This window comes from Rhizobium sp. P44RR-XXIV (assembly GCF_001999485.2).
In the GTDB taxonomy this organism is placed as follows: domain Bacteria; phylum Pseudomonadota; class Alphaproteobacteria; order Rhizobiales; family Rhizobiaceae; genus Rhizobium.
This window is the reverse complement of the sequence record NZ_MPVZ02000028.1, coordinates 1,618,881-1,644,604: the sequence shown is the minus strand read 5'-3', so window position 1 is coordinate 1,644,604 and position 25,724 is coordinate 1,618,881. Positions and strand designations below refer to the sequence as shown.

Annotated in this window: 30 protein-coding genes and 1 pseudogene; 15 read left to right on the top strand and 16 right to left on the bottom strand. The window is 60.2% G+C overall.

Annotated features, from left to right (window positions below; genetic code table 11):
• Positions 1-56: 56 nt before the first annotated feature.
• Positions 57-1,418: a metallophosphoesterase gene (locus tag BSK43_RS25215; protein ID WP_246662667.1), complete on the top strand. Its 1,362-nt coding sequence runs from the start codon at positions 57-59 to the stop codon at positions 1,416-1,418.
• An 87-nt stretch (positions 1,419-1,505) separates the two neighbouring features.
• Positions 1,506-2,369, top strand: coding sequence for a carbon-nitrogen hydrolase family protein (locus tag BSK43_RS25210; protein ID WP_077472675.1), 864 nt, complete (start codon positions 1,506-1,508; stop codon positions 2,367-2,369).
• Positions 2,370-2,416: 47 nt separating this feature from the next.
• On the opposite strand, the gene zwf is transcribed toward BSK43_RS25210, so the two are convergent.
• The 4 genes and pseudogenes from zwf to BSK43_RS25190 form a co-directional block, all read right to left on the bottom strand.
• Positions 2,417-3,943 carry a glucose-6-phosphate dehydrogenase gene (gene zwf, locus BSK43_RS25205; RefSeq protein WP_077472674.1) on the bottom strand — a complete coding sequence of 509 codons (1,527 nt, stop codon included), beginning with the start codon at positions 3,941-3,943 and terminating at the stop codon, positions 2,417-2,419.
• A gap of 165 nt (positions 3,944-4,108) precedes the next feature.
• Complete coding sequence (tam, locus tag BSK43_RS25200) at positions 4,109-4,879, bottom strand: trans-aconitate 2-methyltransferase (protein WP_077472683.1); 771 nt, start codon at positions 4,877-4,879, stop codon at positions 4,109-4,111.
• A gap of 15 nt (positions 4,880-4,894) precedes the next feature.
• Positions 4,895-6,454 carry a TerC family protein gene (locus BSK43_RS25195; protein ID WP_077472673.1) on the bottom strand — a complete coding sequence of 520 codons (1,560 nt, stop codon included), beginning with the start codon at positions 6,452-6,454 and terminating at the stop codon, positions 4,895-4,897.
• Positions 6,455-6,788: 334 nt separating this feature from the next.
• Positions 6,789-7,830: pseudogene (locus BSK43_RS25190) on the bottom strand (zinc-dependent alcohol dehydrogenase family protein).
• A gap of 207 nt (positions 7,831-8,037) precedes the next feature.
• On the opposite strand from BSK43_RS25190, the gene BSK43_RS25185 reads away from it, so the two are divergent.
• Positions 8,038-8,925: a branched-chain amino acid aminotransferase gene (locus tag BSK43_RS25185; protein ID WP_077472671.1), complete on the top strand. Its 888-nt coding sequence runs from the start codon at positions 8,038-8,040 to the stop codon at positions 8,923-8,925.
• A gap of 18 nt (positions 8,926-8,943) precedes the next feature.
• Here BSK43_RS25185 and BSK43_RS25180 read toward each other — a convergent pair whose 3' ends face one another.
• The gene (locus tag BSK43_RS25180) at positions 8,944-9,468 is read right to left on the bottom strand and encodes a GNAT family N-acetyltransferase (RefSeq protein ID WP_077472670.1); all 525 of its coding nucleotides are present in this window, start codon (positions 9,466-9,468) and stop codon (positions 8,944-8,946) included.
• Between the two features lie 142 nt (positions 9,469-9,610).
• On the opposite strand from BSK43_RS25180, the gene BSK43_RS36030 reads away from it, so the two are divergent.
• Entirely contained in the window at positions 9,611-9,733 is a 123-nt protein-coding gene (locus tag BSK43_RS36030; RefSeq protein WP_267549768.1) for a hypothetical protein, read from the top strand.
• Between the two features lie 69 nt (positions 9,734-9,802).
• Positions 9,803-10,054, top strand: coding sequence for a DUF1488 domain-containing protein (locus BSK43_RS25175; RefSeq protein ID WP_077472668.1), 252 nt, complete (start codon positions 9,803-9,805; stop codon positions 10,052-10,054).
• A 5-nt stretch (positions 10,055-10,059) separates the two neighbouring features.
• Here the strand turns inward: BSK43_RS25175 and BSK43_RS25170 are convergent, their stop codons facing one another.
• The 3 genes from BSK43_RS25170 to BSK43_RS25160 all read right to left on the bottom strand — a co-directional run bounded on the left by BSK43_RS25170 (position 10,060) and on the right by BSK43_RS25160 (position 12,896).
• The gene (locus BSK43_RS25170) at positions 10,060-11,289 is read right to left on the bottom strand and encodes an MFS transporter (RefSeq protein WP_077472667.1); all 1,230 of its coding nucleotides are present in this window, start codon (positions 11,287-11,289) and stop codon (positions 10,060-10,062) included.
• On the bottom strand, positions 11,286-11,972 hold the full coding sequence (locus tag BSK43_RS25165) for a YbhB/YbcL family Raf kinase inhibitor-like protein (RefSeq protein ID WP_077472666.1): 687 nt from the start codon (positions 11,970-11,972) through the stop codon (positions 11,286-11,288). The genes BSK43_RS25170 and BSK43_RS25165 overlap by 4 nt, the downstream gene beginning before the upstream one ends.
• Positions 11,973-12,080: 108 nt before the next feature.
• The gene (locus BSK43_RS25160; protein ID WP_077472665.1) at positions 12,081-12,896 is read right to left on the bottom strand and encodes a helix-turn-helix domain-containing protein; all 816 of its coding nucleotides are present in this window, start codon (positions 12,894-12,896) and stop codon (positions 12,081-12,083) included.
• A 186-nt stretch (positions 12,897-13,082) separates the two neighbouring features.
• Here BSK43_RS25160 and BSK43_RS25155 point away from each other — a divergent pair, with 186 nt between their 5' ends.
• The gene (locus BSK43_RS25155; RefSeq protein WP_077472664.1) at positions 13,083-13,427 is read left to right on the top strand and encodes a nuclear transport factor 2 family protein; all 345 of its coding nucleotides are present in this window, start codon (positions 13,083-13,085) and stop codon (positions 13,425-13,427) included.
• A gap of 38 nt (positions 13,428-13,465) precedes the next feature.
• Here BSK43_RS25155 and BSK43_RS25150 read toward each other — a convergent pair whose 3' ends face one another.
• The 3 genes from BSK43_RS25150 to BSK43_RS25140 all read right to left on the bottom strand — a co-directional run bounded on the left by BSK43_RS25150 (position 13,466) and on the right by BSK43_RS25140 (position 14,876).
• Positions 13,466-14,116, bottom strand: coding sequence for an aspartate/glutamate racemase family protein (locus BSK43_RS25150; RefSeq protein WP_077472663.1), 651 nt, complete (start codon positions 14,114-14,116; stop codon positions 13,466-13,468).
• A gap of 140 nt (positions 14,117-14,256) precedes the next feature.
• On the bottom strand, positions 14,257-14,472 hold the full coding sequence (locus BSK43_RS25145; RefSeq protein ID WP_077472662.1) for a hypothetical protein: 216 nt from the start codon (positions 14,470-14,472) through the stop codon (positions 14,257-14,259).
• A gap of 197 nt (positions 14,473-14,669) precedes the next feature.
• Positions 14,670-14,876 (bottom strand): cold shock domain-containing protein, encoded by a 207-nt coding sequence (locus tag BSK43_RS25140; RefSeq protein WP_068385273.1) that lies wholly within the window; start codon positions 14,874-14,876, stop codon positions 14,670-14,672.
• A gap of 390 nt (positions 14,877-15,266) precedes the next feature.
• Here BSK43_RS25140 and BSK43_RS25135 point away from each other — a divergent pair, with 390 nt between their 5' ends.
• Positions 15,267-15,869, top strand: coding sequence for a superoxide dismutase (locus BSK43_RS25135; protein ID WP_068387638.1), 603 nt, complete (start codon positions 15,267-15,269; stop codon positions 15,867-15,869).
• 115 nt (positions 15,870-15,984) lie between these two features.
• On the top strand, positions 15,985-16,827 hold the full coding sequence (locus BSK43_RS25130) for a metallophosphoesterase (protein ID WP_077472661.1): 843 nt from the start codon (positions 15,985-15,987) through the stop codon (positions 16,825-16,827).
• Positions 16,828-16,837: 10 nt separating this feature from the next.
• On the opposite strand, the gene BSK43_RS25125 is transcribed toward BSK43_RS25130, so the two are convergent.
• Positions 16,838-17,539: a YafY family protein gene (locus BSK43_RS25125; RefSeq protein WP_077472660.1), complete on the bottom strand. Its 702-nt coding sequence runs from the start codon at positions 17,537-17,539 to the stop codon at positions 16,838-16,840.
• Positions 17,540-17,667: 128 nt separating this feature from the next.
• On the opposite strand from BSK43_RS25125, the gene BSK43_RS25120 reads away from it, so the two are divergent.
• The 3 genes from BSK43_RS25120 (at position 17,668) to BSK43_RS25110 (ending at position 19,927) form a co-directional block, all read left to right on the top strand.
• Positions 17,668-18,303, top strand: coding sequence for a LysE family translocator (locus BSK43_RS25120; RefSeq protein WP_077472659.1), 636 nt, complete (start codon positions 17,668-17,670; stop codon positions 18,301-18,303).
• 164 nt (positions 18,304-18,467) lie between these two features.
• On the top strand, positions 18,468-18,911 hold the full coding sequence (locus BSK43_RS25115; RefSeq protein ID WP_077472658.1) for a cytochrome c: 444 nt from the start codon (positions 18,468-18,470) through the stop codon (positions 18,909-18,911).
• Between the two features lie 101 nt (positions 18,912-19,012).
• Complete coding sequence (locus tag BSK43_RS25110) at positions 19,013-19,927, top strand: cytochrome c (RefSeq protein ID WP_077472657.1); 915 nt, start codon at positions 19,013-19,015, stop codon at positions 19,925-19,927.
• A 16-nt stretch (positions 19,928-19,943) separates the two neighbouring features.
• On the opposite strand, the gene BSK43_RS25105 is transcribed toward BSK43_RS25110, so the two are convergent.
• Positions 19,944-20,717, bottom strand: a complete 774-nt coding sequence (locus BSK43_RS25105) for a class I SAM-dependent methyltransferase (protein WP_077472656.1) — start codon at positions 20,715-20,717, stop codon at positions 19,944-19,946.
• Positions 20,718-20,824: 107 nt separating this feature from the next.
• On the opposite strand from BSK43_RS25105, the gene BSK43_RS25100 reads away from it, so the two are divergent.
• A complete protein-coding gene (locus tag BSK43_RS25100; RefSeq protein WP_281406654.1) occupies positions 20,825-21,451 on the top strand; it encodes a C39 family peptidase in 627 nt (208 codons plus the stop codon).
• Between the two features lie 39 nt (positions 21,452-21,490).
• Here BSK43_RS25100 and BSK43_RS25095 read toward each other — a convergent pair whose 3' ends face one another.
• Positions 21,491-21,979: a GNAT family N-acetyltransferase gene (locus BSK43_RS25095; protein WP_068385291.1), complete on the bottom strand. Its 489-nt coding sequence runs from the start codon at positions 21,977-21,979 to the stop codon at positions 21,491-21,493.
• 199 nt (positions 21,980-22,178) lie between these two features.
• On the bottom strand, positions 22,179-22,592 hold the full coding sequence (locus BSK43_RS25090; protein WP_068385294.1) for a helix-turn-helix domain-containing protein: 414 nt from the start codon (positions 22,590-22,592) through the stop codon (positions 22,179-22,181).
• Between the two features lie 126 nt (positions 22,593-22,718).
• Between BSK43_RS25090 and dmeR the strand changes: the two genes are divergently transcribed.
• The 3 genes from dmeR (at position 22,719) to bla (ending at position 25,071) form a co-directional block, all read left to right on the top strand.
• Positions 22,719-22,991 carry a Ni(II)/Co(II)-sensing transcriptional repressor DmeR gene (gene dmeR / locus BSK43_RS25085; RefSeq protein ID WP_077472654.1) on the top strand — a complete coding sequence of 91 codons (273 nt, stop codon included), beginning with the start codon at positions 22,719-22,721 and terminating at the stop codon, positions 22,989-22,991.
• A 36-nt stretch (positions 22,992-23,027) separates the two neighbouring features.
• On the top strand, positions 23,028-23,984 hold the full coding sequence (gene dmeF / locus BSK43_RS25080; RefSeq protein ID WP_077472653.1) for a CDF family Co(II)/Ni(II) efflux transporter DmeF: 957 nt from the start codon (positions 23,028-23,030) through the stop codon (positions 23,982-23,984).
• An 85-nt stretch (positions 23,985-24,069) separates the two neighbouring features.
• Positions 24,070-25,071: a class A beta-lactamase gene (gene bla / locus BSK43_RS25075; RefSeq protein WP_077472652.1), complete on the top strand. Its 1,002-nt coding sequence runs from the start codon at positions 24,070-24,072 to the stop codon at positions 25,069-25,071.
• Positions 25,072-25,155: 84 nt separating this feature from the next.
• Here the strand turns inward: bla and BSK43_RS25070 are convergent, their stop codons facing one another.
• On the bottom strand, positions 25,156-25,689 hold the full coding sequence (locus tag BSK43_RS25070) for a hypothetical protein (protein WP_077472651.1): 534 nt from the start codon (positions 25,687-25,689) through the stop codon (positions 25,156-25,158).
• Positions 25,690-25,724 lie beyond the last annotated feature (35 nt).

The window sequence follows — 25,724 nt, the reverse complement described above, 5'->3', positions numbered from 1 at the left end:
ATGTCTTCCGGCCTTCGCCATCCTCTGTGGAGCGAGGGCCGTTGCTTTTGGAGAGGTTGCTAAGTGTCGGTCAATCCTATTCCCTCCCTTTTGCCGAGAGGGGCGGGCCATCGTTTCGTGCTGTACGGCGATTCCTGTTCCGGTGTTTCGGGCGCCTGCATGAAGGCACCTTTGCTGCCGTCAACTCTGTCCTGCGCCGGCTCGATCCGCCGCCTGAATTCATCCTGTTTCCGGGCGACGAGATCATTGGGCTGACGGCTGATCCGGAGGCGCTTCGGGCGCAATGGCGGCATTGGCTTGACCAGGAGATGGCATGGCTCGACCGGGAGGCGACACCGATCTGGCACACCACAGGCAATCACACCACCTACGACGAGATGAGCGAGCAGGTTTTCCGCGAGGTCTTGCAGCTGCCGGAAAACGGGCCGCCGGAGCAGGAGGGACTGTCTTACTGGGTCCGCCACGGCGATCTCCTGCTGGTTTTCGTGCATACCCTATCGACCGGCCTTGGCGGCGAAGGACATGTCGAAACGGAATGGCTGGAGGCGACGCTCAAGGCGCATACCGACGTCAGGCACAAGATCGTCCTCGGCCATCATCCCGTCTTCCCGGTGAACGGTTTTTCCGGCGCCTATCAACGCGAAATCGGTCCCGAATATGCCGGGAAATTTTGGAATATTCTCGTTGAGGCCGATGTTCTTGCCTATGTCTGCAGCCATATCCTTGCCTTCGACGTTCAGGTGCATCGCGGCGTCCTCCAGCTTTGCACGGCAGGGGCGGGAACCGCGCATCGAATGCCCGAAGGTGTGGAATATCTCCATTGCATCCAGGCCGCACTCGATGCGGAGGGGTTTCGCTATCAGGTGCTCGATACCGAGGGTGTGGTCCGCGAGCAGTTGCAGTGGCCTTTCAAATCAGCCGAGAATTGGAGGAACCTGCCGCATGGGTCGCATGCTGCAGCCTTCACCGGCTCCAAAGGCCCAAACAACATCGTCGAACTGCGGATTGCCGGGCTCATGGCCGAAAAGGCGCATGCGCCGGCGCAAACGCTCTTTTCCGCCTTCGACCACCAAATCATCGCCCCGCTCTGGCTTGGTCTGCGCGGTCCACGCCAGACCCTGACCTTGATCCTCGGCCGCCAGCCCGGACGCAGCCCGCACTATTGGTTCGGGCCCGATCTGCACCCTGGTCAGCCTTTCGATATCGACATCGCCTTGCATGCCGGCATGGGACCCGGTGGCATGCTCTATCGCATACATGGTGATGACAGATGGAGTTCATTCCACGGAGCCTCCGCGACCGGCCTCGAACAGATGATTTGGCCAGGCCAATGGAGCGTGGGACATGGTCAGGGCGGTCCTGCGGACCGGCCCTTCATGGGTAGCGCAATCGCCGTCCAGATTGGATATGAAAGTTAGCGCTATCACACGCGTGCGCTTTCCGTCGCCGTTTCGGATTCTGCTAAACTGCCTCTGTGACCGAGTCGCAGACAAGGGAGTGTTGGCATGGCGAAATGGGATGGCGCCTATACCTGGCACAAGCGGCCGTCGGCTGTCGGGGCGCCGGAGCGGTTACGCGTTGCGACCTGTCAGTTCCCCGTAGGTTACGACATTGCAGCGAATACGACGCAGATTCTATCTTTGATGGAAGCGGCGGCGAAGGCGGGCGCGGATGTCGCCCATTTCCCGGAATGTGCTCTATCCGGCTATGGTTCGGCCAATTGGCCTGATTGGAGCGGCTTCGATTGGGTGGCTCTGCAATCGGCGCTTGAAGCGGTAACGTCAGCCGTGCGGACGCACCGCCTCTGGGTCGTGACCGGCAGCGTCCATCGCGACGAGATCACCGGCAAGAAATTCAACTCGGTCTATGTCCTGGATCGTGATGGTAACCTTGTCGGTCGTTACGACAAGCGTTGCTGCTCAGCCAATGATTTGCGCGCTTTCGAATTGGGCCGTCGGCAGCTTACCGTCGATATTGAGGGTGTTTCTTGCGGCTTCCTCATTTGCCGGGATTGGAGCCATCCTGAGCTTTGGCGAGACTATGAGGGACGCGTCGAGCTGGTGTTTCATTCCGCCTGTGCCGATGGACAGGGCCGCGACAAGAACGAGACCCACACCATCCCGGCAATGATGCAGGCTTATGGCAGGCAATATCTCTATGCGATAAGCTCTTCCAACTCCTGCCGGCAGAGCCAGGACTATCCAAGCCTATGGATCGAGCGCGGTGGTTATATGGGCGGTCAAGCCATACGCCATGAAGCGGGTTTCACCAGCAATGCACTTGCCGACGATCCGGAACAAGACCGCTTCTTCGCTGCGGTTTTGGAAGCGCATCGTGCAGAGCGAATCTTGTACGGGCTGGTCGATTAAAACCAGATCGGCGGGCCGGCATCCATCGATACCGGCCCTTTTCAGCTTCAAACCTTCTTGCCGCCCAGTTTCTCATCCGGCTGGTGCCATTTGCGGCCATCGCGTTCGATGAGGTCGTCGGCGCAGGCCGGACCCATGCTGCCGGGCGCGTAAGGATCGGGCTTGCCGCCCTCGGCCCAGAGATCGAGGAAGGGCTGCACCGCCGCCCAGCCGGCTTCGATGCCGTCGGCGCGCTGGAACAGGGTCTGGTCGCCGACGAAAAGTTCGTAGAACAGGCTCTCGTAGCCCGTCTGCTTGCCGATGTCGAAACGGTCGGCATAGCGGAAATCGAGCGACACCGGCGCCGTCTTCAGGACGAGCCCCGGTGATTTGATCGAGATTTCCATGTCGAGCCCTTCGTCGGGCTGCACCTGGATGATGAGCCTGTTCGGCGGCAGCTCGGGGCTGGAGGCGTGGGCATTGCGGGGGAACTGCGCGAAGGGCACCTGCCGGAAGGTGATGACCACTTCAGTATCGCGCGCCTTCATTGCCTTGCCGGTGCGCAGGTAAAAGGGCACGCCGGCCCAGCGCCATGTATCGACAAACAGCTTCACTGCCACGAAGGTCTCGGTGCTGCTGTCGGGCGCGACATCGGCGGTCTGGGTGAAGGCTGGCAGATCCCTGCCAGCAATCGGACCGGCGGTATATGCACCGCGAACGCCATTCTTGACCGCATCTTCGCGGGAATAATGGCGCAAAGCCTTCAGAACCTTGCCCTTCTCGTTGCGGATCGCCTCCGCATCGAAGCTGTTCGGCGGTTCCATCGCCACCATCGCCAGCAGCTGGAAGAGATGGTTTGGCACCATATCGCGCAGTGCGCCGGTCGCGTCGTAGAACTTGCCGCGCGTGCCGACATCCACCAGTTCGGCGGCGGTGATCTGGATGTGGTCGATGTAATTGTTGTTCCAGAGCGCCTCGATCATCATGTTGGCGAAGCGCGTCGTCATGATGTTCTGCACCGTTTCCTTGCCGAGGAAATGGTCGATGCGATAGATCTGGCTTTCCGCCACATGGTTCAGCAACCGGGCGTTCAACGCCTGTGCCGAGGCGAGATCGTGGCCGAAGGGCTTTTCGATCGCGATGCGGCGGAATGCGCCTGTGGCTTCGTTGGTCAGTCCGTTTTCGGAAAGCTTCTCGGCGATGTCGCCAAAGAACTGCGGCGGTACAGCAAAGTAGAAGGCCGCATTGGCGCTTGGCGCCTTCGAAAGGTGGTCGGCGATTTCCTTGTAGACGGCATTCTGCGTGAAGTCGCCGGAGATGTAGCCGATGCGCTTGCGCAGGCTCTGCCATGCCGCCTGCCGGTCCGGCTCCTCCATGTCACCGGAGGTTTTCAGGAACGATTCCAGCCGCTCCAGCAGCATGTCGACGCCACCGGGCTCGATGCCGATGCCGAGGATATGGAGATCCTCTCCGACGAGACCGCTGCGCGTCATGTTGATCAGCGTCGGGATCAGCAGGCGTCGGGTCAGATCGCCGGCGGCGCCGAAGATCACGAAGGTCAGCGGCGGTGCGGGTGCGACATCAGGGGTGGTCATGAGCGCTTCTCCATTGTGCGGGCACACATCGGGCTTCTGGTCGACATGGATATCTCCTCGGACCTGTTTCAGCTTTGGCTGTTGTTGTTCTAGCGCGGGCCGACGCCGGTTGTCGATGGGATCGACGTGCCGCCGTCAGCCTGATTTTAGCGATGGGTGGGGTGCCTATTTCTTCACGGCGATCAGGAAGAGCCGCGGGAAGCGCAGCAGCACCTTGCCGTCCACGAGCGGCGGATAGGCCTTCTCGATGCGCTTCAGATACTCGGCCGTAAAAGCGTCGCGATGCTCGGCGCCCGCGTGATCGAGATAGGGGCGCAGGCCCGTGGCCTTCACCCATTCGACGATGGCCGCCGCATTCTCCAGCGCGTGATTGTAGTTGGTGTGCCAGATATCCACCCTGGCCGACTTGCCGATCAGCCTGTTGTAATAGACCGAGGGCGAGGGAAGGGGATTGCGGCGCACGCTCTTCCTGGCAAAAGCCTCGCTCCAGGGGCCATTCTTTGCAGTCTCTTCCATCATCAGATGGCTGAGTTCTGTCAGATTGTCAGGCATCTGGATGGCAAGCACGCCACCGGGCTTGAGGGCGTCCATCAGATGATCGAAGATCTCGAGATGGCCGGGCAGCCATTGAAAGACGGCATTGGCAAAAAGCAGGTCAACAGGTTCATCGGGACGCCACGTCGCAAGATCGGCCTTTTCGAAACTCGTGCCGGGCATACGCTTGCGGGCGGCCTCCAGCATGTTGTCGTCGCTGTCGAGACCGGAAACGCCGGCAGCACCATAGCGCTCGACGATCAACTCGGTCGAATTGCCGGGGCCGCAACCAAGGTCGATCGCTCGTTCGATACGTTCCAGCGGCACTTGCGCCAAGAGATCGCGCGCCGGGCGCGTGCGTTCATCCTCGAATTTCACATATTGGCCGGCAGACCATGCCATGAGCATATCCTCTTCCTAGATTGCGTATTCCATCGGTTGGATCCGAACCTTGTCGATATTTCGGCCATTGAGTTTGACCACTTCGAAGGCGAGTCGGCCAGAGTTGAAGCTTTCGCCTTCATGCGGCAAATGCCCAAGCCCCCACAGAATGAAACCGGCCAGCGTCGAATAGCGATCGGCCTCGTCGACGAGATCGATACCGACAAGCTTCGAGAGGTGGCGAATGTCGATCCAGCCGTCGACCGTCAGCGATCCGTCCTCGCCCTTGTCCATGGTCAGCGGCTCATTGTCTTCGTCGGGGAATTCGCCGGCGATCGCCTCAAGCAGATCGGTCGTCGTCACCAGCCCTTCGATTTCGCCATACTCGTCGAGAACCAGAGCCATGCCCTGGTTCGACTGGCGCAGCCGCTCCATCAGCTTCAACACATTAATGCTTTCATGCACGGCAAGCGGCTGGCGGATGGAACGCTGCAGGTCTATCTCGCCATTCTGCTGCAGATCGCGCATAACGTCGCGCGCGCTGGCGATGCCGACGAAATCATCGAGGCTGCCACGAACGACGGGAAAGCGCGAATGGCCGATCTCGATGACGCGGCGCTGCTGCTCTTCGCGTGGCTTGTCGAGATCGAGCCAGACGATATCGGTGCGCGGCGTCATGATCGAGCGGGCCGAGCGGTCGGCAAGCGTCAGCACGCCGTGGATCATGTCCTTCTCTTCCGTCGAGAATACGGCCTCGTTCACCGCTTGCTCAGCGGTTCGCTCGCTCGCTTCGCCAAGTGCGCTCTGTGGACGTTTCGCGCCAAGAAGACTGAGCACGGCATCGGCGGTGCGGTTGCGGATGTTGGTCGGCGTGATCAGCCGTTCCTTGTTGTGGCGGGCAAGCTGGTTCAGCGTTTCGATGGTGATCGAGAAGCCGATTGCCGCGTAGAGATAGCCCTTCGGCACATGGAAGCCGAAGCCTTCGACAACAAGCGAGAAGCCGATCATCATCAGGAAGCCGAGGCAGAGGATGACGACGGTCGGGTGCTTCGAGACGAAGGCCATCAGCGGCTTCGAGAGGAACAGCATGACGCCGACCGCGAAGATCACGGCTACCATCATGACAGAGAGTTCCTGCACCATGCCGACAGCGGTGATGACACTGTCGAGCGAGAAGATGGCGTCGAGCACGACGATCTGCACGATGACCTGCCAGAAGACAGCGTGAACGAGCTTCTTTTCGCCCTGTGCCTCGTGGCCTTCCAGCCGCTCATGCAGCTCCATCGTGCCCTTGAACAGCAGGAACAGGCCGCCGAGGATCAGAATGAGGTCGCGTCCGGAGAGGTCGACGCCCCAGAGGGAAACCAGCGGCGCCGTCAGCGTCACGACCCAGGAAATCGAGGCGAGCAGCGCCAGGCGGATGATAAGCGCCAGCGCCAGGCCGATCATGCGCGCGGCATCGCGCTGGTGCGGCGGCAGCTTGTCGGCAAGGATTGCGATGAATACGAGATTGTCGATGCCGAGAACAATCTCGAGAACGATCAGGGTAGCAAGACCGATCCAGGCGGATGGGTCGGATAGCCAGTCGAAGACCATTAATTGCTAAGCTTGGCACCGGCCTTGAGGAGCCTGCCAATTCTTTCCTTCAGTTTTTCGGATGATATGCCGCGCACCAATGCTGAAGCGCGGCTGGTACAACCGTCGCTATCCGGATCGCTCAGACCAATCGGGTCGGCTTTCCTGGAACTGGAACTATAAGGCTCGCTATCGGGCATGGCCTGCTATCTGGACACGAAACGGTGTTTGCGCAAGTGCATTGGGCAGATCAATCTACCCAAGTTGCATGACATTTTTTCGAAAAGGCTTTCTCGCTCAGCGTTTTGGCCCGTTCGAGGGTCGATAGTGCCGCATTGTGCCCGGACTTCGGAGTTCAAAATCGCGTGATGACGCTGATCCCGGTGCCCTCGGCCTTATCCAATGCCATCAGCGCGGGAACGGCTTCTTCCAGGCTTATCCTGCGGCCGATGAGCTTCTGCGGCGCGATCTTGCCGGCCGCCAGCATGTCGAGCATGGCATCGTAGCGCCAGGCCTGCATGCCGTGGCTGCCATAGATTTCAAGCTCATGGCCGATGACCTGCGCCATCGGTATCTGCGGCGTCGCATAGTCGCCAAGCATCAGGCCGACCTGCACATGCCGGCCGCGCCGGCGCAGGTTCTTGATGGAGTTGAAGCAGGTGGCGGGGTGGCCGAGCGCGTCGATCGAGACATGCGCGCCGCCCTTGGTGATCTCGCGCACGGCTTCTGCGACGTCGGCGACACTGGTCGCGTTTATCGTTGCTACCGCGCCGCATTCGCGGGCGAAAGCCAGTTTCTCGTCCGAGATATCGACGGCGATGGCGTTGGCGCCAAGAGCGCTGGCGATCATGATGGCAGACAGGCCGACGCCGCCGCAGCCATGCACGGCGATCCATTCGCCGGGCCGCGTCTTCGCCTGGTCGGCGACGGCACGGAACGAGGTGGCGAAACGGCAGCCGAGGCTCGCCGCGGTCGGATCATCCACGGTCTCGGGTAGGTGCACGAGGTTGGTGTCGGCATAATCGATGGCGACATATTCGGCAAAGGAACCCCAATGGGTAAAGCCGGGCTGGAACTGGCTTGGGCAGACCTGCTGGTTGCCGGAATGGCATTCGGCGCAATGGCCGCAACCGGAGACGAAAGGGACGGTGACGCGATCGCCGACCTTGAAGCGCATGACGCCGCGACCTGTCGCCACCACCTTGGCCGGTAAGCTCGTGGCCCGGCACATGCGGCAGCTTGATATCCGCGTCATGTCCCATCCAGCCATGCCAATCGCTGCGGCAAAGCCCGCTCGCGCCGACGGCGATGACGACGCCGTCCTCGTCAGGCGTCGGGTCGGCCAAGGTGCGGATCTCGGGCGTCGCCTGGAAGGACTCGTAATACATGGCTTTCATGGGAGTTCTCGCTGTTTCCTGACGTCTGTCCGGTCCATCATTTTTCCTGATGGACTCATTCGTCAAGTTGTTGTTTCGGCGCATGAAAATTGCGCTATGAATGCGATATCAAGCGCTTTGTTGCAAATGGATTCTGCCGCGCTGTTTCCGCTTGACCCTGAGATTGTGCGGTTATTTGCTTCTCGCCAGTTGAGAGAGGAAACCACCATGGCCGTCGATACGTCGCCCCGCACCACCACCTGGACCTTTGTCGAAGGAGAATGGCTCTCCGGCAACCCGCCGCTGATCGGGCCGACCTCGCACGCCATGTGGCTTGGCTCGACGGTGTTCGACGGTGCGCGCTGGTTCGATGGCATCGCGCCCGACCTCGATCTCCATTGCCAGCGCATCAATCGCTCGGCCGTCGCCATGGGGCTGAAGGTGCTCAAGACCGCAGAGGAAATCGAGGCGCTCGCCTGGGAGGGCATCAAGAAGTTCGACGGCAAGACGCCGCTCTACATCAAGCCGATGTATTGGGGCGAGCATGGTTCGCCCGGCAGCGTCGTGGCCGTCGATGTGGAGTCGACGCGCTTTGCCCTCTGCCTGTTTGAAGCGCCGCTCGGCGGCACCGGCGGCATCACGCTGACGGTCTCGCCCTTCCGCCGCCCGTCGCCGGAAACGGCAATGACCGACGCCAAGGCCGGCTCGCTCTATCCCAACAGCGGCCGCATGATCCTCGAAGCCCGCGCTCGCGGCTTCAACAATGCGCTGGTGCGCGACATGAATGGCAATGTCGTCGAGACCGCATCCTCCAACGTCTTCATGGTCAAGGATGGCATCGTCTATACGCCGGTCGCCAACCGTACCTTCCTGGCCGGCATCACCCGCGCCCGCGTGATTGGCCTCTTGCGCCAGGAAGGCTTCGACGTGCGCGAGGAGACCTTGTCCGTCGAACAGTTCCTCTCCGCCGACGAGATCTTCACGACCGGCAACTATTCCAAGGTCGTCAGCGTCAATCGTCTGGATGATCGCGAATTCCAGGAAGGTCCCGTCGCCCGAAAGGCGCTGGAGCTTTACATGGATTGGGCGCACGGACGTAGCGCCAGCGAAGAATAGTCAGCTAAAGCCCGCACCCTATTCTGCTTCGAAAGCGTCCCTGGTGATTTGATAGGACGCAAAGGGCTGGCCGAGATAATCTGTCTCGTGCGTCGCCGACAGACCGAGCTTTTCGGCAACGCGCATGGAAGCGATGTTGCCGGGCGCTATATCGGCGATGACGCGGTCGAGGCCGAGCGTGGCAAAAGCATGAGCAAGAACCGGTCTTGCCGCTTCCGTTGCATAACCTTTGCCCCAGCTGAATCTGTTCAGGCGCCAGCCGATCTCGATTTCCGGCCCGACTGCATCGGCGGGGATCAACAGTATCCAACCGAGAAATTGCGCCGGATTGTCTTTGGCGAAGATTGACCAATAGCCGAGGCCATCACCGAACTTAGCCTCCATGCGGCTTGTCAGGAATAGTCGGTGTGCCCGCGGATCGTTCCACGGCCCCGGAATGAATCTCGTTACGTCCGGATCTCGATCCATGGCAAGGCAATCCTCGATATCCTTTATAGTGCGCGGACGCAGCACCAGACGGTCGGTTTCAAAAGTCGGAAGCACTGTTGTTCTCCACGGCTATCGAGACAAAAACAAAGATCCCAGGCAATCATAATCAAACGCTGTGCCAATCCAAATTAAACGGCGCGAAGACAGCTTTTATGCTATTATGATTTTGGTCGGCACAACCATTAAGGAGGCCGCCATGAAGATCTCTCTTCCTGCTTCTGTCTATCTATACGACTATTACAGGCTGTTCTTGCAGCTCTGTGTCGTCGCGGCGATTGGATTTGTCATCTACTCCACGCTGTTTGGATTGACCTGGTGATATTGGAAGTCATCAACGCCGCCGGCCTGCATGAGGCCGTCGGCCTATACTCTTATGAGGTAGTCGACGATGGGCTTGAGCTTTCCCAACCGCAGCCGCAGTTATGATGCCTCGGCAAGGCGTATCCGCTTCACCGGCCATGACGGCATGTTCGAGGTCTCGTTTCTCGTCGACGCAGATGTCTTCCCGGGTTCGAATACCGAAGCCGGCTATCTTGCCGCCTTCGATAATGGACGTGAAGCGATCCAGAAGGTCGCAGCCAAGGCCTACGGCCATGCCCGGCGACGCCTCTACGTCCTGACCTCAAGCGATTTTCGCTGAGAGGACTACTCTGCTTCCTTCTTCGGGCTGACCCACCAGCAATAGACAGCCCCCATCGCCAGCAGCACGCAGGTGCCGAGGAAGACGGCGCGCATGCCGATATGGCCGCCCACGAAGCCGCCCATCACGGGACCTGCCACCTGACCGACATATTGCGACGAGATGGAAAGGCCGAGGATGCTGCCGGTGGCCGCATCCGGAACATTGTGCCGGATAACGGCGGTGATGCACGGCAGGAGGCCGCCGAGCGCCACGCCCATCAGGAAGCGCAGGCCGATCAGTTGCCAGGCGGAGGTTACGAAAGCCTGTGGAATGAGCAGCAGCGCCGCGACGGCAAGGGCCGCCATGATGACCTGCCAGTAGCCGATGCGGTCGGCAAGCTTACCGAGCCATGACGACGACAGGATGCTGCCGAGTGCCGCAGCGGCCATGACGACGCCCGACACCATCGTCACATTGGCGTCGGTGACGAACTGCGCGACATAGACGGTTATGATCGGCTCGATCGACATATTGGCCAGCATCAGCAAAAGGCCGAGCGACAGCATGGCGATGACGGGGCCTTTGTCGGGAATGGAGGCCCAGCTGCCGCTGGCCTTCGCGGCCTTCTTGCGAGCGGCGGATTTCTCCTCCTTGATCAGGAAAGTCGTCGCCAGGAAGGTGAAGAAGATCACGCCGCCGGCCAGCAGGAAGGTGCCGCGGATGCCGATGATCGGCGGCAGCGCGCCGCCAATCAAGGGTCCCACGAGATTGCCGGCCATAATACCGGCAGACAGCGTGCCCAGCGCCCAGGCGGAGCGATGCTTCGGCGTCTGCGCCGCTACCAGCACCATCGATCCCGAGGCATAGCCGCCGGCAAGACCGGTGAACAGGCGCAGCGCCACCAGCTGCCAGACATTGCCGGCCATGCCCATCAGCGAGATCGCCACCGTCATGCCAAGGCTGGCGCGGATCAGCATCAGCTTGCGGCCGTAGATGTCGCCGAGCCGCCCCCAGAGCGGCGCGACAAAGGCGGCCGCAAAGAAGGTGGCGCCATAGGCGATGCCCGACCACTGCACGATCGCCGCCTTGTCGGTGACGCCGAGTTCCTCGACATAGAGCGGCAGAAAGGGAAGCAGCAACGTCATTGCCACAATGGTTGTGAACGAGCCGACGAGGGCGACAATCAGGTTCCGCATCCAATGGGCGGTTTCCGGCTCGGCAGGCGCTGCTGCTTCCCATCTCGTCTCGGTCATTTCTTGGCCTTTGCATTCATTGTGTAAAACAGTTCCCGGCTGCCTGACGCCAGGATGTGACCCTTCGCGGCGGCGATCAGATCGGCGCGGGTGAACAGGTCGGGAAGATTCAGGCGGTCGACATCCAGCGCATAGACGGTGACGTGATAGCTATGGATACGCTCGTCGTTCCAGGGCGGGCATGCGCCCATATAACCGCCATGCGGTCCATCCTTCAAGTTGCCGCCGCCGGCACCATTCTGGCCGCGCCGCCCATAGTCTGTGCGCTCAAGCGGCAAGCCGGTCGCGGAGGGACCATTGCCATCCGCGCCTTCGGCAAGCGTCGTTCTGGAGGCGGGAATATCGGCAAGAACCCAATGGACGAATTCCATCCGCTTGAAATCCTTCGGGATGGTCTTGTCGTCCTTGTTGAACAGCGAAAAGTCGGTCGGCACGTCCGGGTCGACCATGGCAATGGCGTAGGAGCGCGTGCCCTTCGGCCCCTTCGACCATGACAGCGGAAGGCTCTTGTTCGGGCCAGGCGCCGATTTGTCGCTCGGCGTCGAAATGCAGGATGCATTCTCCGGCAACAGCATCCGACCGTCGCTCTTTTGGATCGTCACCTTGAGATCGGCCGCCAGCGCCGGCGTGGCGATTGCTGTTGCGAGGATGACGGTGTTCAAAAACTTGAGCATGGTTTTCATGATGTTGCCCTTTCGTGTTTGAGCTCGGTTGAGCTTTCGAGGGCAGGGTCTAGCAAATTCATTCGGAGCGTCGGCGCACGTAAACGCTCAATATGCGGCCTGAAACGCTCAGGCGCTGCGCAGCCGATCGGCGAAGCGGCGAGGGGAGCGGTAGCCGGTGGCAAGGGCCGCCTCGCGCAACGACAGTCCGTCTTCGGTGAGCAAGGTCGTCGCCAGCGCCACACGTTCGCTTGCCAGCACCTCACGCAGCGATGCTCCCTCCTGTGACAGGCGGCGTCGCAGGGTCGCGTTGCTTGTCCCCAGCTCCGCGGCGATGAGATCGGCGGTCCAGGGGCGATCGGGTTGCCAGCGCACCAGCGCGCGCACCGCCTCGGCGGTCGTTTCCGGTGAGCCCGGTAGGGCGCCGCGCATGCCGAGCACCATCAACACTTCCAGCAGGCGATGTTCGATCAATGCGATCGGCAGTCCGCCCTGGGCGATGCCTTCGCCGGCATGCTGAACCACGGCAGCCAGCAGCGCATCCAGCGGCAGATCGATCTGCGAGGCGATATGCGCGGGCGGAAAGGCCTTGGCGGCGCGACGCACAAGCTCGTCGGGAAAGGTGATGAAGATCGCCCGATAGACACCGCTTTGCGGGTCGGGATCGTTGACGACATCGCCGTTCCATCCGGCCGGCAGCACAATTACCGTACCGGCAGCAAAGCGCCGATGCCTCCCCATGCTCAGGATCTCCTTGGAGCCTTCGAGGATCGCAACGATCGAAACCTGGGAAAACGCCGATCCGGCGATGCGCTCGCGTTCACGCGTGACGAAGGTGAAGAGCGAGGAGTAACTGCTAGCGCCGATCGGCGGCGTTGTCGGACGGTTGTCCTTGGCCGCCAGGCGGCGCAGTTTTTCCAATATATGATGATGAGCCTCGGACACGACGATGGCTTCCTGCTGATGGGGTTGCGGATGAGTTTGGACCACACGGGCGTCAATGCCAAGTCCGCAAACCGCCTTGTCGGTTCGGTCGATGCATGTTATAAACTGATTGCATTATGCAATCAGTTTATGGTGCCCCCGAACGGAGATCGAAACTGGTTGCCCATCCTGAAAAGGAGATGCGCCATGAACTCCCTTGAAGCTTCCCGCTGTGACACGGTACGGCGTCTGTTCGCCGCCTATGTGGCGCAACACCCCGACATCGTCGAGCCGATGCTGGCGCCCGACTTCACCTTTTCCAGCCCGCGTGACGATCACATCGACCGGCGACGATATTTCGAGCATTGCTGGCCGCGGGAGAAGGTGTTTCGCGATATTCACATCGAACATCTGATTGCCGATGGTGGCGAGGTGATCGTCAGCTATCGCGCCGAGAAAATGGATGGTGGCAGCTTCCGCAATGTCGAGCTGATCCGCTTCGCCGGCGATAGGATCGCGGAAGTGAATGTCTATTTCGGGCGCAACATCTGACGCTTTCCGTCCGGAGTGGTATGAAATCACAGTTGCATTCACACAGCGGCGATCTTTGACAGAGCTGCGGCGAGCGCGGTCGTCGGGCCGCTCATGGGGCGCACGCATGTCTCGGGGAGCAATCGTGCTGCATCGGTCATGGAAGCCTGCGCGAAAGCTACAGTAGTAGGGTTTTCGTCGTAGGCAGCCTTTACCGCTTCTGCGATGGAGGCGAGATAGGCCGGTTGATCGCCCGCCCGGAACAATGCCCATGCGCCGGGGATCAATCGAACTTCGATTTCGGCGCCTGTTGCCTTTGCCGCCGCCTCGAACAGCTCGGTGGTCGGGTCGACGGTCGTTTCGACGGTGCAGAGGATGATAACTTTGCCGCCCGCTTTTACAGCCTCGTCAGCAAGCACGCCGTCGGCTCTGATGATCGGAGCTGCGGCAGCGGTAGCGGCTTGCAAGGATGCCGGACCGAGTGTGGAGCAGTTGAGGATGACGGCATCGGCGTCCTGTGCAAGGTGTTGCAGGGTGTCAGCCGTTTGCGCCACGATATCGGCCGTCAATCCTCCCAACCGCTCGGCAGTCAGGAGAAGATCGGCGCGGACATGGTGGTGGAGGGCGCCAGCCGGCAGGCCAATCTGCCTCGCTGCGTCCTCATAGATAGGGATATTGCTGTCGGCTGTGTGCAGGCAGGCTATTTTCAAGGGTCTGGTCTCGCCAAGGCCACCTTGATGGCGGCGGTTCGGCGAACCTAGCCTTTGGCACAATGGTTGTCGACGCGTGACATGCGCAGCTGTCTGGCGGCGCATTGGCAATACGAAAAAGGCGAAGGCGCGAGCCTGATTTATTCGGCGTCTGCGCGGGCCGAGATCGGCTCTATGTCGATTTCCTGGGTCACCCGCTCCTGGGCGACGTCGTCATTGCGCATGCGATATTGCGGAGAATTGTCCCGCACAGGAAGAAAAGCCGTAATCCGATAAACATCAGCCGCTTTTGGCGAAAGGCCTTTCATGCTCTTGAGGCGAACAGTCTGGCCGATGGGGAAACGATGGATGGGCACGGTGGACTACGTCTTTCCGACCACTTCTATTGCAATGGCCTTGTTATCGTGGCGCTCGGGCGCGGATGTTGTTTATCGGAAGATGCATGTCCGGCAAAACGGCGGAACTGCCGCTTGCCGAACATCGTGGCTTGATTGTTGGCGGAGTGATTGCGGGCTGCCAGTACATCCGTGGTCAGCAACGCATTCCGTTCCAATCACGCCAATCTGAGTTTGGAAATCGAGCTGCGGCCCATGCCGTCCTGCTCCATTTCGAAGATCAGTTTCTGACCCTTTTTAAGCGTTTCCAGACCGGATTTCATCACGATCTTCGCATGAACGAAGATAGCGACACTTCCGTCCGTCGGCTGAATGAAGCCGTAGCCTTTTTCCAGGTCGAAATTCTTGACGATACCGTTGAACACACTCTCTCCCCGGACTTGGCACAATCAAACGCCGACAATTGTGCCGTCGATAGTCAGACCATACGGTTGAGGAGATCAGCGGGTCGAGAACTCTGACGCCGCGAAGAGCTAAGCTGCTCAAAACGATAGATGCGCAACTATAGGATGATTGAGGCTTAAATAAGACCAGTCATTGGTGAAAGGGCGAATAGGCTGCCGAATACCGAATTTAAGCGGCGACATCGTGTCCATGCCGGCTTGGTCGGCACAAGTGATATCTGACTGATTGACGGGTAAATTTTCCTCCGGCGTGCAACTTTTTTGGCATGTCGGCGGTTGCTCTTCCAGGTGACCGCTCCTATGTTCCGCATCACCTGCCGACGCAATTTTTTGCCAAGAGGAGATATGACCATGGCTTTCGAATTGCCTGAACTTCCCTATGATTACGAAGCCCTTTCGCCCTTCATGTCGCGTGAGACGCTCGAATATCACCACGACAAGCATCACAAGGCCTATGTCGACAACGGCAACAAGCTCGCTGCTGAAGCCGGCCTTGCCGATCTCTCGCTCGAAGAGATCGTGAAGAAGTCCTTCGGCACGAATGCCGGCCTCTTCAACAATGCAGCCCAGCACTACAACCACGTCCATTTCTGGAAGTGGATGAAGAAGGGCGGCGGCGGCAACAAGCTGCCTGGCAAGCTCGAAGCAGCCTTCGCCTCCGACCTCGGCGGCTATGACAAGTTCAAGGCCGATTTCGCCGCTGCCGGCGCCACTCAGTTCGGCTCCGGCTGGGCATGGGTTTCCGTCAAGAACGGCAAGCTCGAAATCTCCAAGACCCCGAACGGCGAAAACCCACTCGTTCATGGCGCCACCCCGATCCTCGGCGTCGACGTATGGGAACACTCCTACTACATCGACTATCGCAACCTGCGTCCGAAGTATCTCGAAGCCTTCATCGATAGCCTGATCAACTGGGACTACGTCCTGGAGCGCTACGAAGCCGCAACGAAGTAAACTTCGCCGCATCGGCTGGTTTTCGCACCCGGCGTCTCCTTGGCGCCGGGTGTTTTCTTATAAGCCAGTCGGCAACCATGTATCCGCCTGCCGCTTGCCGACCTAAGGAGGCTGAATGCCATCAGCACCGCTCTTCCGATTTGGTGTCATCGCCGATCCGCAATATGCCGATCTGGAGCCAAACCTGGCCCTCAATCGCTATCCGGCGAACAGCCTCGCCAAGCTTCGCGATGCGATAGAAGAATTCAATCGGCACGATCTCGCCTTCGTGGTGACGCTCGGCGATATCATCGATCGCGAATGGAAGAGTTTCGATGCCATTCTCCCTGTCTATGAGACTTTGCGTCATCCAAGGCATTTTCTGCTCGGTAATCACGACTTCGCTATAGCGCCCGAGCATCTGAAGGCCGTTTCCACGCGCGTCGGCATGCCGTCGGCCTATTACGACTTCAGCCATGCCGGCTATCGCTTCATTGCGCTCGATGGCAACGAGATCAGCGTTTTTGCGCCGCCGGAAGACGACCCGCGCCGGGACGAAGCGAAGGCGCTGATGAAGGCGCTGGAGAACTCGGGCGCCCCGAACGGGCAGCGCTGGAACGCCGCCATCGGCAGCGCCCAGTATGACTGGCTGGTCGAGAAGCTGCACGAGGCAAAGACGGCGGGCGAGAAGGTCGTCGTGATGAACCACTACCCGATCTTCCCCGAGGACGGGCATAACGCGCTCGACAGCGAGCGCATGCTGGCGCTGCTTGCGCAACATGATCACATCGTCGCCTATCTGAACGGCCATAATCACGCTGGTAATTTCGGTGCTGTCGGCGGTACTTACTTCATCAATTTCAAAGGCATGGTCGATACCGAGACCAGCAGCGCCTATTCGATCGTTTCGGTATACGAGGATCGGCTTGATATCTCCGGCTTCGGACGAGAGACAAGCAGGAGCTTGCCGTTAGGCTGATAGCTTTATGTCAGCCAGTTGCGGCGGAAGTGCCGGTCTGCCAGCCGCTCACCCAGATCTGCCGCAACCCGTCGCCTTCGCCTTTGAACCTGAGCCCGGTCGCCTGGCAATCCTCGATCCGGTCGCTGCGAAAATTGCGGATCGCCTGGCGCAGCTCGCACCAAGCGACGATATTGGCGGTTTCGGCGTAGTAGATCAGCGCGATCGGGCGGATCAGGCGCTCTGTGGCGCGGCCGTGTTCGTCACGATAGGCAAGATCGAGCTTTTCCTCGCCGCGAATGGCACGGCGCACCAGCGAGAGGTCGATGGCCGAGGCCGACGGAGCGGCAAAGCCCCAGGCATGCAGTGCGTTGGCCTCGAAGGTCTGACGCAGCGGCGGCGGCACGGCGCCGGCAATCTTGGTGCTGACGCGCTTGGCAGCCTGCTTTAGCTCATCATCGCCGGTGCGCTCCAGAAGCGCCAGCGACAAGACGATCGCTTCCATTTCCTCGATCGAGAACATGAGCGGCGGCAGGTCGAAGCCGGGGCGCAGGATATAGCCGATACCGCGCTCGCCCTCGATCGGCACCCGCATGGCCTGCAGGGCGGCGATATCGCGGTAGACCGAGCGCACCGTGACTTCCAGCCGTTCCGCGATATCGGCCGCCGTAACAGTTCCTTTGGCCAGCCGCAGGATCTGAATGATCTCGAACAGGCGCGACGCCTTGCGCATTTCCTCTTCCCGCATTAAAGGCTACTGACAATACCCTGTCAGTTGGGATGATCTATAGAACTACCTATCGACTTGAAAATCAACAATTTCCTCTGCCGCATCCGCGCGGAGAACGATAGGCAACTGACATGGGTTACGCAGAAAATCTCTGGCTCTTCTTTCTTCTTCTATTCGGCATCATCATCGTTCCGGGCATGGACATGCTGTTCGTGCTCGCCAATTCGCTCACCGGCGGCAGCAATCGCGGATTGGCCGCGACAGGGGGCATCATGCTCGGCGGCGCCGTGCATTCGTTGAATGGCGCCATCGGCATCGGTCTCCTGATGCATTTCGTGCCCGTTCTCTTCAATCCGCTGTTGGTCTTAGGCGGCGCCTACATGGCCTACATCGGCTACACGCTGATGCGCAGTTCCATCACGGTCGGGGAAGAGGGTCCGGCCGGCAGCCGCTCCGCCTGGAAGGCTTTCCGCCAGGGTGCGGTGACTTGCCTGATCAATCCCAAGGCCTATCTCTTCATCCTTGCCGTCTATCCGCAATTCCTGAAGCCGGATTACGGCCCGATGTGGATACAGGCCGTCATCATGGGAGCCATGACCATCTTAACGCAGTTTGCCATCTATGGCGGCCTTGCCATCACAGCCGGTCGCAGCCGTAATCTATTGGTCGCCAATCCCGGTGCTACTGCCTTTGCCGGCCGCGCCGCCGGATTGCTGCTCGTTGCAGTCTCGGCATTCACGGTCTGGGAGGGCCTGAAATTGGGGTGACGGCTGTGGCGGCGAATGTGTGTGTCGATAGCATGACACTGATTTCACTTAGCTCTCACCACTTTGTGACTTCATTGCCGGAGGGGAAACCGGCAAACATGTCGCCGTAATCATGCGCCGGGCCGCATGCGCGGTCTTGAACACCGGAGAGGTAGGAGAACGAAATGAAGTGGAAAGCGATTGTGATGGCGACGGCTCTGGCCGGCGTCGCACTGGGTTCGGTCGTCGCAGCCGACGGCACGCATGACTCCCGCATCGGGATGATGAAGAAGATCGGCGGCGCCACGGGGGCTCTCGGCGCGATTGCCAAGGGCGACAAGCCCTATGATGCCGATATCGTCAAGGCGTCGCTGACGACGATCGCCGAAACGGCAAAGGCGTTCCCGGATCAGTTCAATCCGCAGAGCGACAAGACCGATGCCGAGGTCAATCCGAAAATCTGGGACAATCTCGATGACTTCAAGGCGCACGCCGCCAAGCTTTCCACCGATGCCGAGACGGCACTCGCCCAGCTTCCGGCTGACAAGGCTGGCGTCGGCGCGACGTTGAAGACGCTCGGTGGCAGCTGTGGCGCCTGTCATCAGGCCTACCGCATCAAGAAGGACTAAGCGGTAGGTCGATCTCGTCTCAGAATTGGTTTCGGCATCCGCACCGGCCTTGCCGCCGGTGCGGTGCCTTGTAGTTTTAAAGCCGAGCTAAGGGGGTAGATGTGATGGCGCGGTTTGTCCGGTGGCTGCTTTGCCTTGTCGGCGTGATCGTTCTTGGCTGTGGCGCGTTCTATGTGATCACCGCACCGTCGCCCTTGCCGGCAAGCCATTGGGCCAACCTCGGCGATCCCGATGTCAAGAATGGCGAGATGGTGTTCTGGGCCGGCGGCTGTACGAGCTGTCACGCTGCTCCCGGCGCCCAAGGTGATGCCAAGCTGGTACTGTCAGGCGGCCTTGCACTGACGAGCCCCTTCGGCACCTTCCATGTGCCGAACATCTCGCCGGATGAAAAGGCCGGGCTCGGCAGCTGGACACTTACCGATTTCGGCAACGCCATGAAGCGCGGCGTCGGTAAAAACGGCGAACATCTCTATCCGTCCTTCCCGTACGGCTCCTATACCCGCATGAGCGACAAGGACATCAACGATCTCTGGGCCTTTATGAAGACGCTGCCGAAGAGCGACAATGTCGCCCCGCCGCATGAACTGCCGTTTCCCTTCAACATCCGGCTGGCGCTCGGCGGCTGGAAATTCCTTTATCTCAACGATCAGCCGCGCGTCGTGATTGCCAATGCCGACGACAAGATCAAACGTGGCCAGTATCTGGTGGAGGGCCCGGGCCATTGCGGCGAGTGCCACACCCCGCGCGATGCCCTCGGCGGCTTCTTGAGCGGCCAATGGCTGGCCGGAGCCCCCAATCCGGAAGGCAAGGGCCAGATTCCCGATATAACGCCCGGCTCGAAGGCCATCGGCAGCTGGAGCGCCGGCGATATCGCCAACTATCTCGAAACCGGGTTCACACCAGACTACGATTCCGCTGGCGGCTCGATGGCCGAAGTGCAGCAAAACATCGCCCACCTGCCGGCCACCGATCGCGAGGCGATCGCGGCTTATCTGAAGGCGCTGCCGTCGCGGTGAGGGGAGGTTATTTTGATCAACCCGAGCGCCGGGCGAGATAGAGATGCGTTTCGTAATGCAGCTCGAATTCGCCCCCTTGGGCGGTGATGGCATCGGCAAGCTCGGAAAACAGCGCTTCCCGCCGATCGTCAGGCAAGAGCCGATAGCTTGAGAGCGTGCGCAGCAGGTCGGTGTAGCTTTGCGCGGTGTGCGCTCGGCTCCAGCGGTAGCATCGCTGTGTCGGTGCATCGAAATATTCGGACTGGCGCAGTAATTCGGCAAACGGACCATCTGGCAGATACCAGGCCTCCGCTGGAGGACCCGCAAGCTGCGGAGCATGGCGGGCGAAGATATCGGCGAATTTTTCCGCGAATGGCGGCTCGGGCGGTATCGGGACATTGCCGAAAACCGCGAGCGTTCCATCCGGCGCAAGCTGGGCGGCTGTCTTGGCGAAGCGCGGTTCCGGCGCAACCCAGTGGAAAGATTGTGCCGCCGCCACAAGCTTGAACGCTACCTCTTCGCCCGGCCATGCCTCGAAGGTGGCCTGCGCAAAGCGAACCCTGGGAAACTCCTCCAGACCTTTCCGTGCGACCGCGATCAGGTCCTCGCCCGGATCGAGCGCGAGAACGGAAAGACCCCGCCGCGCAAACGCCTGCGTCGCCTGGCCCGTGCCGCAGCCGATTTCAAGGATCTCATCCCTGTCGTTGAGGCCGGCGAAGGCGATCACATCGTCGAAGAGCCTGTCAGGATAGGTGGGGCGCGCATTGTTATAGAGCTTGGCGACACCATCGAATGTGAACCGCTGTTCCAAGGCACGCCCCCCGTTACAGATCGAAGCTGACAGCCATTTTTCTAGCGCATTTCCGATAAAGCTTATAGCGGCAATAGCGCGGGATTCGGCAACGGGAGAGAGCAGTCGTGGACGCAAGGGTGGCGCATAGGGTTCCTTATTTCAGCCAATGGGAAACGCCTGACATGACGCTGGCTGTCGTCGCCGAAGGCGCGCAGGTGGCTTTGCTTGGGGACCCGCTCTGGGCGTCGTCCGGTGCCCGCACCGTCGAGGATTATGCCCGCTGGGCCGGCAATCTCTGCGGTATGGCCTGCCTGAAGATGGTGCTTGCCGCCCGCACCGGCAAAACAGCGCCGATTATGGATCTGGCGATGGGATGCAAGGATTACGGCGGTTATGTTGAGGAGCCGGATGGCAGGATCAAGGGGCTGATCTATGCGCCCTTCGTTCCCTTCGTCAGGGAGCGCTTCGATCTGAATGCCAGGGTCGTCACCGGAATTTCCGTCGCCGACATTGGCGATATCCTCGGGCAATCGGAGTTCTTTATCGCGTCAGTGCATCACTCGATCCGCTGGCCCGAGACCGAGCCGCCGGCCAAGGGCGGCCATCTGGTGCTGGTGACGGCCATCGATGGAAGCAGGATCCGCTTCCACAATCCGTCCGGTCACGTCGATGCGACGCGTGAGAATGCGGAGATGTCGCTGGAGGTGTTCGAGAAGTTCTTTGCAGGCCGTGGGATCGCCATCGATCACTAAATTAAGTGCGTTCGACGGCAATCCCTCTAAAGCCCGGCATCAGGCAAGTGCCTGCAGATAGCGCATGCCGGTCACCGGCCGCGGCTTGAAATCCATGTTTTCGTAGAAGCGGTGCGCCTGGACATTGCCTGTGGCGGCGCCCACGGAAAGATAGCTGCAGCCGGACTTGCGGGCCACTTCGCGGGCGCGGTCAACGAGATGTTGCCCGATGCCGTGGCCGCGATGGCCGTCGCGCACGAAGAGATGATGCAGGTCCATGCCCCGCTGTCCCTCTTGCGCCTTGTAGAGCGGCACGAGGATGGCGTAGCCGATCAGCCCGTCATCGCCTTCAGCCACCAGCGCCGTGATCCAGGGCATCGGGCCGAAAAGATCGCGCTCGAGCTGTTCGGCGGTTGCGCCGGAGGGATCGCCGTGATGGGCGGCCAGCAGCCGGATCATGTCGTTCAGTTCCGGCAGGTCGCGCGGCTGCGCATTGCGGATGGTCAGAACAGGTGGGCGAAGTAGTGAGATGTCGCTATCGTCTAGCATGGCATTCTGCGTCCTTGTTATTTCAATGAGCCGTCAGGACGCTGCCGATACAACAAAGCCGCCTGACGGCGGCTTGTTGACAAAATGATCTGTCTTGGCCGCCCCTTACAGGTACAGCCAAAAATACGAGCGATTGTGGAGCGCGTGCTTGATCATGGGCGCATAGATGATCCGCTTCAGCGCATTTGTCAATGGCCCCCTAATGCTCGTGTTCGCATAGTCCGTGATCCGAAAGCGCCCGGATCACATAGCAATCCTCGATGCTGTGGCCGTCGCAATGCGAGACGATGCGTTCCAACTCGTGCTCCAGCCTCTTCAGCTGCGCGATCTTGATGCGCACATCGTCCAGATGCTCACGGGCGATGCGGTCGGCGCCGACGCAGGGGCTGTCCGGATGCTGGCTAAGCGAGATCAGTTCCTTGATAGCGTCGATCGTCAGGCCGAGGTCGCGGCCATGGCGGATGAAAGCCAGCCGTTCCAGATCGGTCTTCGAATAGCGCCGCTGGTTGCCTTCGCTGCGGTCAGGCTCCGAGATCAGTCCCATCTGCTCGTAATAGCGGATGGTCGGCACTTTCACGCCGGTACGCTTGGACAGCTCGCCGATCGACAACATGGCATAATCTCCAATACCTCTAGTCTCTAGAGCAATATATGCGAGCGCTTCGGGAATTTGCAAGGGCGGGCTTCCCTCCTGGACTTAATAATAGTATACCCCCCTATATTATATCTCGAGGTGCAGATGTCCCACACCATTCGCCAGCAAGCCAAGCTTCTGTCACGCGTTCGTCGCCTGAAAGGCCAGATGGAGGCGGTGGAGCGTGCGTTGGAAGCGGAAAGGCCGTGCGGCGAGGTGCTGCAGCTTCTCGCCTCCATTCGCGGTGCGCTGACTGGGCTGACGGGTGAGATCTTGGAAGATCATCTGCATGAGCATGTACTCCATGCTGAAAGTGACGAGGCCCGCCGCCAGGCGGTCGATGAAATATCCGATGTGCTGAAGACCTACCTGCGTTGATCGGGATTTCAGCATGTTCAACAGGAGAATGATGTCATGAGTATTTCCTCCGAAATGGGCCATAGCCACGTCTTTCTCGGCTCCGATCATAGCCGCAACGAGAGGCGCATCTGGCTCGTCATCGCGCTGACGGCGGTCATGATGGTGGTCGAGATCGGCGCGGGCTCGGTCTATGGCTCCATGGCGCTGATTGCCGATGGCTGGCACATGTCGACCCATGCCAGCGCCATGCTGATTTCGGCGCTCGCCTATCTCTATGCGCGCCGGCACGCTCACAATGCGCGCTTCACCTTCGGCACCGGCAAGCTCGGCGATCTCGCCGGGTTCGCCAGCGCTATCGTGCTGGCGGGGATTGCTTTGCTGATGGGGTGGGAGAGCTTGCAGCGGCTCGTCAATCCGGTCGCCATCAACTTCCGCGAGGCGATCGCCATTGCGGTGGCGGGTCTCGTGGTCAATCTCGTCAGCGCATGGCTCCTGCGCGGCGATCATGGCCACGATCATCATGGCCATTCCCACGCACATGAACACCATCATGACCACGGCCACGACCACGCTCCCGGCGGCAAGGACAACAATCTGCGCTCGGCCTATATTCATGTCATCGCCGATGCGATGACCTCTGTTCTTGCCATTGCCGCGTTGCTGCTCGGCAGCCGTTTTGGCTGGACCTTCCTCGATCCGTTGATGGGCATTGTCGGCGGACTGGTGATCCTGCAGTGGTCGTGGAGCCTGCTGCGGGCCTCCGGTGCCATTCTGCTCGATTTCATTCCGGTGGGCGAAGACTTGCCGGATGAGATCCGCGAAGCCATCGAAACCGGCGAGGATCGCATCACCGACCTCCATGTCTGGCAAGTCGGGCCTGGACACCACGCGGCGATCGTGGCGGTGGCGACACCCATGTCGCGCGACCCCGCCTTCTACAAGGCCCGGCTCGCCGATATTCATGAGCTATCTCACGTCACCGTTGAAGTCACGGTCGACAAGGCGGCATGAAATCAGATAGCAATCGGAGTGGTCAGAGGCTTGCCGCATTCCTCGCATAGCCCTCAATCTGCCCGATTCTGCTGGAGGCTTTCGCATGCCCATATTGCTCACCCGCCGCCGCCTCGTGGCCGGCTCGGCGCTGCTCGTTCCCGCCCTGACATTCGGCCCGGATTTGCTGTTTGCCGAGGATAGCAGCGCCTCGCCGCAGCCCCCCGCCGCAACGGACAACGCGGCAACACCGGATGCCAGCCGGCAGGGTATGGATGGAACCGACGCGGCGCAGGACAATTCGCAACTCTCCGACGATGTCGACAAGCAGCTGGCGGATCTGGAAAAGAAGACCGGCGGCCGGCTCGGCGTATCCGTGCTCGATACAGAAACCAATATTTCGCTCGGCCATCGTGAAGAAGAGCATTTTCCGCTGTGCAGCACCTACAAGGCGCTCGCCGTCGGTTTCGTGCTGGCGCGCGTCGACCAGGGTGTCGAGAAGCTCGACCGTCGCGTTGCTTATGGCAAGGACAAGGTTGTCACCTATTCGCCGGAAACGGAAAAGCATGCCGGCACCGATGGCATGACCATTGCCGAGCTTTGCGGTGCTGCGATCACGCTGAGCGACAACACCGCCGGTAACCTGCTGCTCGAAAGCTTTGGCGGTCCTGCGGCACTGACCGCGTGGCTGCGCACCACCGGCGATACGGAAACCCGCCTCGATCGCAACGAGCCAGACGTCAATCAGGCGATCAAGGACGATCCGCGCGATACGACGACGCCGGATGCCATGCTCGACAGTATCGGTCTTCTGACGCTCGGCAATACGCTGTCGGAAACATCCAGGGATCAATTGGTCAACTGGCTCGTCGGCAACACCACGGGCAACAATCGCCTGCGCGCCGGACTGACGAAAGAGTGGAAGGTCGGCGACAAGACCGGGACCGGCAATAACGGCTCCTATGCCGATGTTGCCGTCATCTGGCCGCCGGAGCGCGGCCCGATCCTGGTGACGACCTTCGTCGCCGAGGGCACGGCACCGGCGAAAGACATCGAAGCCGTCTTTGCCGAAGTCGGCAAAATCGTCGTCGGTATGGTCGGGCAATAGCAGGAAATACGGTAGATAAAACAAGGCGATGCGATCGTGATGTGAATCAGGATCGCATCGCCTTCATGTAACGTGGCAATAGGTTCAAACGAGAGACAAGGCAGAGGACGCGCTATCGGTTTCCTTGTCGTCGTCGCTATTGTTGACGCCGAGCTTCTGCTTGATCTCATCGGCGATCTGGTCGTTGATGGCCTTCTGATCGTCGGCGGACAGCGACTTGAAGGAATCTTCCGTCAGGCCATGCGCGTCGAGATATTGCGCGCGGATCTTTTCGGCCGGCGTCATGTTTGCCCATTTGGCAAACTCATCCAGAATGTCCTGGTTTGACTGTTTGGCCGATGCTGCCGAGCTGCTGCTGCTTGCAGCTGACGAATCGTCTTCATCGGTGCTGCCGTCGGATGCCGAAGACGATGTCGCGCCGATCTGGCTGAGCCAGAAGCCGGACGAAATCGAGGACGGGACGCCGCTCGACGAGATCGAAGGTCCTTGCGATTCTTCCTGCTGATCGCCATCGCCGCCCGGCAGGGTAAAAGGCGTGCTGTCGTCACCATCGGCATCCTGCTGGCTGCCGCGGATCGGTGTGCTGAAGTAATTCTGCGTGCTGTGGTGCACCTTCATCGTCATATCTCCCTGTAGGGTTTGACGCGACGATG